Here is an 11,567-nt window from a genome sequence, read left to right on the forward strand (position 1 = left end):
CGAACGAGAAGTACGTCGTCAAGCGCGCCGAGGGCACCTACTGGGACCCCAACGCCGGGCGCCTCGCCGGCATGGAGATCACCCGGGTCCCCGAGGGCGCCACCCGGCTCAACGGCGTCATCAGCGGTCAGACCGACCTCAGCTTCGTCTCCTCGGCCAACGAGATCACCCAGGCCCGCCAGCTCGGCGAGGACGGCCAGCTCAAGGTGACCACCCGCCCGTTCCGCAACGTCCTCGGCATCCTGCTGCGCGCCAACATGGGCGACCTCAAGGACAAGCGGGTCCGTGAGGCAATCGCGCGCTCGGTCGACCCGGCCGCCATCCGCGCGCTCTTCGCCGACACCTGCACGCCCACCCGCAGCATCTACCCGAACAGCCCGTGGGAGGACCCGGCGGCGACCTACCCGTACGAGTTCGACCTGGCCAAGGCCAAGGCGCTGATCTCCGAGGTCGGCGGGGCGAAGGTGTCGATCAGCTTCTCCGCCGGCACCAACACCGAGCAGCCCGCCACCGCCATCCAGGCCGCCATGTCCCAGGCCGGCATCGACGCGAAGCTCAACCCGACGCCGAACTCCGAGACCGAGGCCCGCTTCATCGCCGGCGACTTCGAGCTCGAGGTGTCCAACACGTTCAACCCGCGTCTCGACCCGGCGGGCACTGTGGACAACTACCTGATCGGCAACTACAAGCTCGCCACCGACCCGGAGGTCATCGGCCCGATCGCGGCCAAGGCCGCCGACCCCCGCTCCAGCGTCGAGGAGCGCGCCAAGCAGTACCACCAGCTGTGGGAGCGGCTGTTCAGCGAGGCGTGGTTCATCCCGATCTGCAACCTCACCAGCGCCACCATCGCCTCCCCGAAGGTCGTCGGGGCCGAGCAGCTGCCGTGGACCAACCTCGGCCTGTTCGACCTGCGGACCGTCGCGATGACGAAGGGCTGAGCGTCAGGTCCCCGCCGTCCGCCACCGCGCGCGGCCGACCCGAAGAAAGGTAGCCAGAGCCAGTGAACCGTCCCACCGCAGCCACCCCGCTCCTGCCCGCCCTGTCCCGCCTGCTCGACGAGCAGCCGGACCTGACCCTCACCCTCGCCGGCGCCCCGTTCACAGTGGCCGAGCTCGACGCCGCGTCGCGTCGCCTCGCCGGGTTCCTCGCCGACCGCGTCGCGCCCGGCGACCGGGTCGTCGTCCTCGCCCGCAACGGCCGCCTGGCCCTGCTCTCCTGGTGGGCGACGACGCTTCGCGGCGGTTTCGTCGTCCCGCTCAACACGAGCAACCGCGGCGCCGTACTGGCCCACCAGGTGCTCGACGCCGACCCGGTCGCGATGATCGTCGAGGACGAGTTCGTGCCCGTCCTGGACGACGCCCTCATCGGCACGGAGCTACGGGTGCCGGTCCTCGTCGGCGCCCCCATCCGGCCCGCCTCGGGCCCGGCGCCCGCCTGGGCCACCGAGGTCGTGGACTTCGACGCCGCCGTCGCTGAGGGCTCGGCGGTGACGACCACCCCGGACCTCGACGCGTACGCCACCAGCCACCTCATCTACACGGCCGGCACGACCGGGCCGTCCAAGGCGTGCATGGTCAGCCACGGCTACGTGGCGAACATGGCCCGCCAGATGCACGAGAACCTCGAACGCCGCGCCGACGACGTCCTCTGGACGGCGATGCCGCTGTTCCACATGGCCGCCGTCGGGCACGTGATGGGTTCGCTCCAGCTCGGCTCGGCCATCGACCTCGCGTCGCGCTTCTCGGTCCGGGGCTTCTGGAACGAGATCCTGCGCAGCCGCGCGACGATGGCCGCGCTCATGGGCTCGATGCTGCCGATGATCGCCGGCGCCCCCGACTCCGAGGCCACCCGCGAGGCCTTCGGCCGGCTGCGCGTCGTGTCCGGCTCGCCGGTCACCGCCGAGCTCGCCGCTCGCTGGACGGAGCGCTTCGGCGTCGAACGGGTCGGCTCGGGCGCCTACGGCCTGACCGAGGCCTGCCTGATCACCCTCACCCCACCCGGGGGCTACCGGGCCGGGAGCGCCGGCAAGATCAACGACTCCTTCGAGGTACGCATCGTCGACGAGCACGACAACCCGCTGCCCGTCGGCGAGGTCGGCGAGATCGTCGCCCGTCCCAACCGTCCGGCGATCATGTTCAACGGCTACTGGCGTGAGCCGGAGAAGACGCTGGAGGTCTTCCGGGGACTGTGGTTCCACTGCGGTGACTACGGCCGCCTCGACGAGGACGGCTACCTCTACTTCGTCGACCGGGGCAAGGACTACCTGCGCCGCGGCGGCGAGAACATCTCCAGCTTCGAGATCGAGGGCGTCGTCGCGACCCACCCGGCCGTCGGCGAGGTCGCCGTCCACGCCGTCCCCTCCCCGCTGGCCGAGGACGACCTCAAGGTGACTGTCGTGCCCGCGCCCGGCGCCCAGATCGACCCCGCTGAGCTCTTCGAGTGGCTGCACCCGCGCATCCCGCGGTACGCCGTGCCCTCACACATCGAGGTCCGCACCGAACTGCCCAAGAACGCCGTCGGGCGGGTCCTCAAGCGCGTCCTGCGCGAGGAGGGCGTGACCGCGCGGACGTGGAGCACCGACCCCCGTGCCGTGACCGGCCTCCCGGTGCCGGCCGGCACCCGGGAACAGGCGTGAGCGGCGTCCCCGGCCAGCGGTTCGAAGGGCCGCTGGCCGGCCTGCGGCTCCTCGAACTCGGTGGGCAGGGGCCGGTGCCGTTCGCGACGATGATGCTCGCCGACATGGGTGCCCAGGTGGTCCGGGTGGACCCACCCGGCGAGCCCGACCGGCGGGAGCGCGCGCAGGTCAACGCGATCGACAGGGGTCGTACGACAGTCACGCTCGACCTGAAGTCCGAGGCCGACCGGGCGCTCGTGCACCGGCTGCTCGCCGACGCGGACGTGCTGCTCGACCCGTTCCGGCCCGGGGTGCTCGAACGTCTCGGCCTGGCCCCGGCCGAACTCACCGAGCGGTACCCGCGCCTGGTCGTGGCGCGGATGACCGGCTGGGGCCAGGACGGCCCTCTCGCCGCGGCCGCCGGGCACGACCTCAACTACATCGCCGTCTCCGGGGTGCTCGACACGATCGGCCTGCCCGACACCGGCCCCGTCGTGCCGCCGATGTATCTGGCCGACTTCGCCGGCGGCGGCATGATGCTGGCCTTCGGCGTGCTGGCCGCACTGCAGGAGCGTGTCTCCTCCGGGCGTGGGCAGGTCGTGGACGCCTCGATGCTCGAGGGCAGCGCGCTGCTCACCGTCGTCATCCACTCGATGCTCGCGCGGGGCGCCTGGAACCTCACCCGTGGCACGAACTACCTCGACGGCGGGGCGCACTTCTACCGGGTGTACCGCACCGCCGACGACAGGTTCATGTCCGTGGCGGCCATCGAGGCGAAGTTCTACCGCACGTTCCTGCGTACCCTCGGCCTCGATCCGGAGGACGGGCCGGCGCAGTTCGACGAGTCGGGGTGGGCCGGCTGGGCCGAGCGGATCGCGTCGGTCTTCGCCGGCCGCACCCGGCGGGAGTGGACCGGCGTCTTCGAGGGCGTCGACGCGTGCGTGCATCCGGTGCTGGACATCGCCGAGTCGGCCGAGCACCCGCAGATGCGGGCCCGGGGCGCCGTCGTCGAGGTCGAGGGGGTCGCCCAGCCGGCCCCGACGCCCCGTTTCTCGCGTACACCCGCGGGGGTCCCACGGGCCCCGCGCCGGCGTGGTGAGGACACCGACCGGGTGCGCTCGGCGCTCGCCGCGAGCAGCCCATGGGAAGCGTTGTCAAGGCCTTGACCTGCGGCAAGCCTCACTCTACGCTTCGACCAAGCGCTTGCTTGTTTGGTGATTCGCATTTGACGACGGACGAGACGGAGCAAACGTCAATGACGACTCAGGCCCCGGTGGCCCGAAACTCGGGACCCGCCGTCTTCGCCGACATCGTGCGGGCACGCACGGGCGACGACCACCCCGGCCTGCTCTTCGAAGGCCGCACCATCACCTGGGGCCGGATCGTGCAGGAGGCCGCCGACCGGGCCGCGGCACTGGACGACGTGCCCCGGCCCGACGGCAGGCCACTGCACATCGGGCTGCTCCTGGAGAACACCCCCGACTACGTGTACTGGATCTGTGCCGCCGCGCTGGCCGGCGCCACAGTGGTCGGGATCAACCCGACCCGGCGTGGCGCCGAGCTGGCCCACGACGTGCGGCACACCGACACCGACCTGCTCCTCACCGAGGACCGCCTCGCCGGCCTCGTCGACGGGCTCGACCTGGGCATCCCCGCCGGGCAGGTGCGCAACATCGACTCCCCGGAGTACGCCGCCTGGCTGGCCCGGCACGCCGGCGCGCCGGTACCCACCGACGAGGTCGACCCGCGCGCCAACCTGCTGCTCATGTTCTCCTCCGGCTCGACCGGCGCCCCCAAGGCGGTCATCTGCTCCCACGGGCGCCTCGCCGCGGTCTCCGAGGCGCTGCTGGCCCGCACCGAGCTGACCCGCGACTCGGTCAGCTACCTGGCGATGCCGCTGTTCCACGGCAACGCCGTCATGCTCAACCTCGGCCCCGCCATGGTCTGCGGCGCGACGATCTGCATGGTCCGCAGGTTCTCCGCGTCCGGCTTCGTACGCGACGTGCACGAGCACGGCGTCACCTACTTCAACTACGTCGGCCGGGCACTGGCCTACATCCTGGCCCGGCCGGTCGACCCTCGCGACGCGACGAGCACGCTGCGGCGCGCCGTCGGAACCGAGGCCTCGGCCGCCGACATCACCCGCTTCGCCGAGCGCTTCGGCGTCGTCATCTCCGAGGGCTACGGCTCCAGCGAGGGCGTCATGCGGATCAACCGCACCCCCGAGACGCCCGCCGAGGCGCTCGGTGTGGCCGTCGCCGGCGCCGAGATCAAGGTCATGAACGAGGAGACCGGGCTGGAGTGCCCGCCGGCCCGGCTCGACGGGACCGGGCGGCTGCTCAACGCCGACGAGGCCATCGGCCAGCTCGTCGGCGTCGGCATGGCGGCGAAGTTCGAGGGCTACTACAAGAACCCCGAGGCCGCCGCCGAGCGGGTCCGCGGCGAGGACTTCTGGTCCGGGGACCTGGCCTACCGCGACACCGACGGCTACTTCTACTTCGCCGGCCGCTCCTCGGACTGGATCCGCGTCGACAGCGAGAACTTCGCGGCCGGCCCCGCCGAGCGGATCATCGAGCGCTGGGACCGGGTGGCGGTCGCCCCCGTCTTCGCCGTGCCCGACCCGCGTACCGGCGACCAGGTCATGTGCGTGATCCAGCTGCGCAGCGGCGCCACCTTCGACCCCGAGGCGTTCACCGCCTTCCTCGACGAGCAGGCCGACCTCGGCACCAAGTGGCGGCCCCGCTTCGTGCGGATCGTCGACCAGATCCCCAGCACGGGCAACGGCAAGGTCGCCAAGCAGATCCTGCGCCGTACCGCCTGGGTCACGACCGACCCCGTCTGGGTCCGCGACGGCGCGTCCACCGCGTACCGCCCGCTGACCGAGGCGGACGTCCGGGACCTCGAGAAGCAGTTCGCCGACAACGGACGTGCCGCGCTCCTGCCGGCCCCCTGACCTGCCGGCCCGCCCGGCACACCGACTGGCGCCCACGCCCCGAGAATGAGGAACATCCATGTACCTGGAGTACACGCCCGAGCAGCGAGAGCTGAGCAGGGAGCTGCGAGCCTACTTCGCGCGCCTGCTCACGCCCGAGGTCCGCGAGGCGCTCGGCGGCACCAACGAGGACCGCCCGGCCTACCGCGAGATCATCCGTCAGATCGGCAAGGACGGCCTGCTCGGACTCGGCTGGCCCACGGAGTACGGCGGCCAGGGCCGCCCGGCGATCGACCAGTACATCCTCTTCGACGAGATCAACCGCGCCCAGGCGCCGTTCCCCTTCGTCACCATCAACAACATCGGCCCGATGCTGATGCGCTACGGCACCGAGGAGCAGAAGCGCACCTACCTGCCGGGCATGCTGACCGGCGACGTCATCTTCGCCATCGGCTACAGCGAGCCGGGCTCCGGCACCGACCTCGCCTCGCTGAGCGCCCGGGCCGAGGCGACGCCCGACGGTGGCTGGGTCATCAACGGCCAGAAGGTGTTCACCAGCGGTGTCAGCCAGGCCGACTTCGTCTGGATGGCCGTGCGCACCGACCCCGCCGCCCCGAAGCACAAGGGCATCACCATCCTCATCGTGCCGACGTCGGACCCGGGCTTCAGCTGCACGCCGATCGCCACCAGCGGCATCACCCACACCAACGCCTCCTACTACGAGGACGTACGCGTCGGCCCCGAGGCCCTCGTCGGCGAGGTCAACGGCGGCTGGCGCCTCATCACCGGCCAGCTCGGTCACGAGCGGGTGGGCCTGGCCGCGATGGGCGGGCGCACCGAGCAGCTGTGGACCGACGTCGCCGCGTGGGCCGCCGAGCCCGACACCGACGGCAACCGCGTCCTGGACAAGCCGTGGGTGCGCACGGAACTGGCCCGCGACTACGCCGAGCTGACCGCGATGCGCCTGCTCAACTGGAAGATCGCCGTCGTGGGGGAGGGTCAGAACCCGGCGCCCGCCGCCGCGTCGGTCGCCAAGGTCTACGGCACGGAGACCCACGACCGGGTCTGCCGCAACCTCGTCTCCGTCGTCGGGCCCCGCGCGACCCGGCGCTCCGGCGCGCCGGACGCCGTCCTCGGCGGACAGCTGGAGGCGTACACCCGCGGCTCCTACATCAACACCTTCGGCGGCGGCACCAACGAGGTGCTGCGCGACATGATCGCGGTCGCCGGTCTCGGCATGCCGAGGAAGGGGCGTTCCGCATGAGCACCACGACGCAGGCCCCCGCCTCCGACGCCACCGACCAGGACGCCTTCCTCGCCCGTCTGCGCGAGTTCGTCGGCCTCGAGGCCACGCCCACCCGCTACGCCCAGGACGCCGTCAACCAGGCGATGATCCGGCACTTCGTCGAGGCGATGGGCGACGAGAACCCCGTCTACGTCGACGACCGGGCCGCCCGGGACACCGGCCGCGAGGGCGTCGTCGCCCCGCCGCCGATGCTGTCCACCTGGCTCATGGTCGGCTACAAGGCCCACACGGCCGCCGCCGCGGGCGCCGCGCCGGACACCCCGATGGCCCGGCTGCTCGCGCTGCTCGCCGACGCCGGCTTCGTCGGGGTCGTCGCGACGAACGACGAGCACGAGTACGTGCGCGAGCTGCGCCTGGGCGACGAGATCAAGATGACCACTGTCATCGAGGACGTCTCCCCGCGCAAGACCACCGGCCTGGGCACCGGCCACTTCATCACGACGCTGCGCACCTACACCGACCAGAACGACGAGGTCGTGGCCCGCCAGCGCTTCCGCATCCTGCGCTTCGACCCGTCCGGCGCCAAGCCCGCGGCGCCGGCCGCCGCCGACCCGGCGCTGCGGCACAAGCCGTTCATCCTGCGCGACAACGCGTTCTGGTTCGCCGCCGCCGCGCAGCGTCGCCTCGTCATCCAGGCCTGCACCGACTGCGGCACGCTGCGCCACCCGCCCGGCCCGATCTGCCCGTCCTGCCACTCGTACGCGTGGCACGAGGTGGAGGCGAGCGGCCGGGGCACCGTGCACAGCTACGTCGTCAGCCACCACCCGAAGGCGCCCGGGTACGACTACCCGCTCACCGTCGTGCTCGTCGACCTCGAAGAGGGCACCCGTCTGGTCGCCGACTTCGTCGGGGACGCCGGCGAGGTCGAGATCGGCATGCCCGTGCAGGTCGACTGGCTCGACTACGACGAGAACCTCACGCTGCCGCGTTTCCGGGCCGCGACCTCCGCATCGGAGCCCACAGAAGAGGAAGGGAACTGATGGACTTCCAGCTCGCCGAGGAACAGGTCACGGTCAACGACCTGGCGCGCGACGTGTTCTCGCGCAACGGCGACCCGCAGCGGCTCTTCGACATCGAGGCCGGGCCGGACCGCTTCGACCGCGTCCTGTACCGCGACCTGGCCGAGTCCGGCATCCTCGGGCTGCCCGTGCCCGAGGAGCACGGCGGCGCCGGGCTGGGCCTGTGGGAGGTCGCCGGGGTCTTCGTCGAACAGGGCCGCACGCTCGGCACCGTCCCGCTGTGGGAGACCCTCGTCGGCGGCGTCCTGCCGCTGCTGCGCTACGGCAACGCCAAGCAGCAGGCCGAGTGGCTGCCCCGCGTGGCCGCCGGGGACGCGGTCCTCACCGTGGCCGTCGACGACCTGACCGACGCCCGGCCGTACGGCGCCCGCGTCCGCGCGCGGTCCGGCGCCGAGCCCGGCGGTGACGGGGTCACCCTGAGCGGCACCGCCGTCGGCGTCCGCTCGGCGCACCTCGCCGACGCGATCGTCGTCCCGGCCACCGACGAGGCGGGCGCGGTCGGGCTTTACCTCGTGCCGACCGCCGGACCCGGGGTACGCCGGGACACGTTCGAGCGCACCGACCGTGGACTCGCCTCCGACGTGCAGTTTGAGGACGCCGCCGCGGCGCTGCTCGCCGAGGGCCCCGAGGAGGACCGGCTCGACTGGCTGCTGCGCCAGGTCTGGACCGCGGTGGCGGCTCTGCAGAGCGGCGTCAGCCAGGCCGCCGTACGCCAGGCCGCCGACTACACCTCGGGCCGTGAGCAGTTCGGTGTGCCGATCGCGACCTTCCAGGCCGTCGCCCACCAGCTCGCCGACTGCCACATCGACACCGAGGCGATGGAGGTCACCTACCTCAACGCGCTGTGGCGCGAGACGACCGGGCGGCCGTCCCGGGCGGCGGTGCACGTCGCGAAGTACTGGGCCGCCGAGGCGGGCGACCGCGTCGCGCGCACCGTGCAGCACGTGCACGGCGGCATGGGCGCCGACGTCACCTATCCGATCCACCGTTACATGCTCTGGACCACGCAGCTTGCCAACACCGCCGGCTCCGGAGCCTGGCACCTGCAGCAGCTCGCGGACCTCGTGGGCGAGGGGGAGCAGCTGTGAGCACGCAGATCACCATCGAGCAGGTGAGCCCCGGCGACACGCTGCCGGAGCTCGAGATCCCGCTGACCCGGACCGTCATCGTCGCCGGCGCGCTCGCGACCCGCGACTACGAGGACGTGCACCACGACCCGGCCCAGCACACCGCGATGTTCGCCCGCCGCTACATGCACACGTACGGCGCGACCAGCGAGGACTACGGCCGGGTGGCGGTGCTCGCCCGCAAGCACGCCGCGAACAACCCCAGGGCGTGGTTCTACGGCAAGCCGCTCACGCTCGAGGAGCACCAGGCCTCGCGCTGGATCGCCGAGCCGCTGCACCTGTTCGACTGCTGCCAGGAGACCGACGGCGGCCAGGCGATGGTCGTCGTCAGCGCCGAACGCGCCAAGGACCTGCCCGTCACCCCGGTCTACATCCGGGGCGCGGCCCAGGGCCTGGGACCGGACCAGTACCAGATGGTCAGCTACTACCGCGAGGACCTGACCCGGATCCCCGAGGTCGAGCTCTGCGCCCGGCAGTTGTGGGCCCAGTCGGGGCTCGGTCCCGCCGACATGGACGCGGCGATCCTCTACGACCACTTCACGCCGTACGTGCTCAACCAGCTCGAGGAGTACGGCTTCTGCGGTCGCGGTGAGGCCAAGGACTTCATCGCCGACGGCAACCTGGAGGTCACCGGCTCGCTGCCGACGAACACCCACGGCGGCCAGATCGGCGAGGCCTACCTGCACGGCACGAACGGTGTCGCGGAGGGCGTCCGCCTCGTCCGGGGCACCTCGACCAACCAGCCCGACGGCGTCCGCAACGTCCTGGTGACGGCGGGCGTCGGCGTTCCCACCAGTGCACTGATCCTCTCCGCGGAGGGCTGAGACGCCGGCCACCACCACAGCTCCGAAGGCCGTCAGCGACCCACGGATCCCGCCCGGCAGCGGCCGGAAGGGACAACACCACCTCTGATCAGCCGGAACGACTCGGCTCGTGTTTAGGAAGGATGAGAATGGGCGTCACCATAACGGCCCGCAAACGTGTGGTCGCGTTGATCAGCATCGGGGCTCTCGCCCTGGCCGGCTGCAGCTCGCCGGACAACTCCGGCAGCGGCAGCAGCGCCGCGCAGGGCGAGATCGACACGTCGGCAGTGCTCAAGTTCGCGTCGGCGGGTCCGTTGCGCGACCTCGACCCGGCCCTGCAGACGAGCTACGGCGCGTGGGGCTACCTGTTCCTCGTCTGGGACCGGCTGACCATGCTGGACAAGGACGACAAGATCGTCCCGGGCCTGGCCAAGGAGTGGAACTTCGTCGACGACGGCAGCGTCCTGGAACTCAAGCTCCGGGACGACGTGAAGTTCCACGACGGCACGCCGTTCGACGCCGAGGCCGTCAAGGTCAACATCGAGCGCGGCAAGACGCTCGAGGGCTCGACCCTCAAGAGCGACCTCGCCGACATCGAGTCGGTCGAGGTCGTCGACGCGACGACCGCGCGCCTCAAGCTGGTCAAGGGCAAGGGCGTCCAGCTGCCCGCGTCCTTCACCGGCACGGCCGGCATGATGGTCAGCCCGAAGGCGATCAAGGACGGCGCCGACATCAAGAACAATCCCGGCACCGCCGGGTCCGGCCCGTACATCGCCACCCAGCTCGTCCCCCAGGAGAAGCTCGTCCTCAAGCGGGCCGACAACTACTGGGACCCGAACGTCGGCCGTCTCGGCGGCATCGAGCTGCAGCGGGTGCCCGACGCCGCTGCCCGCCTCAACGGCCTGCAGAGCGGCCAGGTCGACCTGGCCCCGCTCAGCTCGGCCGGCGAGATCGCCACGGTGGAGAAGATCGTCACCCCGGGCAGCGGTCTCCAGCAGCACCAGGTGAAGTTCAAGAACGTCGTCGGCATCTACCTGCGCGCCAACAAGGGCGACCTCGTCAAGCCGGAGGTCCGCCAGGCGATCGCCCACGCGGTCGACCCGGAGGCGATCAGCGCGCTCTTCAGCGGCTACTGCACGCCGACCCGCCAGGTCGTGCCGGAGACGGACCCGAGCCGCATCCCGAGCTACACCTACCCGTACGAGTTCAGCGTGGACAAGGCCAAGGCCCTCGTGCAGCAGGCCGGCGGCGCCAAGGTGTCGGTCACCTTCGCCGCGGGCACGAACGCCGAGCAGCCGGCAAACGTCGTGCAGGCGTCCCTGCGGGCCGCCGGCGTCGACGCGACGCTCAACCCCGTGCCCAACACCGAGAACGAGCCGCGCTTCATCGCCGGCGACTTCGAGCTGATGGTCGGCACGTCGTGGAGCCCGAAGGCCGACCCGGCGGCGACGGTGAACACCTACATGCTGAACACGTACAAGCTCGCCGCGGACCCCTCGCTCATCGCGGGCAAGGCGGCCGAGGCCGCCAACCCCACGCTGCCGATGGACAAGCGGGCCCCGCTGTACCAGGACATCTGGAAGACGACGCTCGAGCAGGCCTGGTTCGTGCCGCTGTGCAACCAGACCAACGCGAACGTCTCGAAGGCGAACATCGTCGGCACCGACAACATCCCGATGTCGAACATCGGCATCTGGGACCTGCGCCACATCGCCGTCAAGAAGTAACCGGTCGCTCCTGACCACCGGTGGCGTCGCCGCCCGCAC

General features: G+C 71.5%; 8 protein-coding genes and 1 pseudogene. All 9 read left to right on the top strand.

From position 1 onward, the window contains the following. Positions 1–938, top strand: a 938-nt coding sequence (locus KBX39_RS10615; RefSeq protein ID WP_210870275.1) for an ABC transporter substrate-binding protein, incomplete at its 5' end; no start/stop codon positions are given. A 62-nt stretch (positions 939–1,000) separates the two neighbouring features. After that, positions 1,001–2,635: an AMP-binding protein gene (locus KBX39_RS10620; RefSeq protein WP_043324841.1), complete on the top strand. Its 1,635-nt coding sequence runs from the start codon at positions 1,001–1,003 to the stop codon at positions 2,633–2,635. Continuing rightward, positions 2,632–3,780, top strand: a complete 1,149-nt coding sequence (locus KBX39_RS10625; RefSeq protein ID WP_051611054.1) for a CaiB/BaiF CoA-transferase family protein — start codon at positions 2,632–2,634, stop codon at positions 3,778–3,780. The genes KBX39_RS10620 and KBX39_RS10625 overlap by 4 nt, the downstream gene beginning before the upstream one ends. Positions 3,781–3,869: 89 nt before the next feature. Continuing rightward, the gene (locus tag KBX39_RS10630) at positions 3,870–5,567 is read left to right on the top strand and encodes an AMP-binding protein (protein WP_064446353.1); all 1,698 of its coding nucleotides are present in this window, start codon (positions 3,870–3,872) and stop codon (positions 5,565–5,567) included. Positions 5,568–5,625: 58 nt separating this feature from the next. Continuing rightward, on the top strand, positions 5,626–6,810 hold the full coding sequence (locus KBX39_RS10635; RefSeq protein ID WP_043324839.1) for an acyl-CoA dehydrogenase family protein: 1,185 nt from the start codon (positions 5,626–5,628) through the stop codon (positions 6,808–6,810). Beyond that, on the top strand, positions 6,807–7,832 hold the full coding sequence (locus tag KBX39_RS10640; protein ID WP_051611050.1) for a bifunctional MaoC family dehydratase N-terminal/OB-fold nucleic acid binding domain-containing protein: 1,026 nt from the start codon (positions 6,807–6,809) through the stop codon (positions 7,830–7,832). The genes KBX39_RS10635 and KBX39_RS10640 overlap by 4 nt, the downstream gene beginning before the upstream one ends. Then, complete coding sequence (locus tag KBX39_RS10645; RefSeq protein WP_210870276.1) at positions 7,832–8,959, top strand: acyl-CoA dehydrogenase family protein; 1,128 nt, start codon at positions 7,832–7,834, stop codon at positions 8,957–8,959. Before KBX39_RS10640 ends, KBX39_RS10645 begins: the two co-directional genes overlap by 1 nt. 143 nt (positions 8,960–9,102) lie before the next feature. Next, positions 9,103–9,822 (top strand): annotated as a pseudogene (locus KBX39_RS10650) (lipid-transfer protein); the annotation flags it as partial. Between the two features lie 128 nt (positions 9,823–9,950). Next, complete coding sequence (locus KBX39_RS10655; RefSeq protein WP_210870280.1) at positions 9,951–11,528, top strand: ABC transporter substrate-binding protein; 1,578 nt, start codon at positions 9,951–9,953, stop codon at positions 11,526–11,528. The last annotated feature ends 39 nt before the right edge of the window (positions 11,529–11,567 follow it).

The sequence above is a fragment of the Micromonospora sp. D75 genome (assembly GCF_018070405.1).
Taxonomy (GTDB): domain Bacteria; phylum Actinomycetota; class Actinomycetes; order Mycobacteriales; family Micromonosporaceae; genus Micromonospora; species Micromonospora chalcea.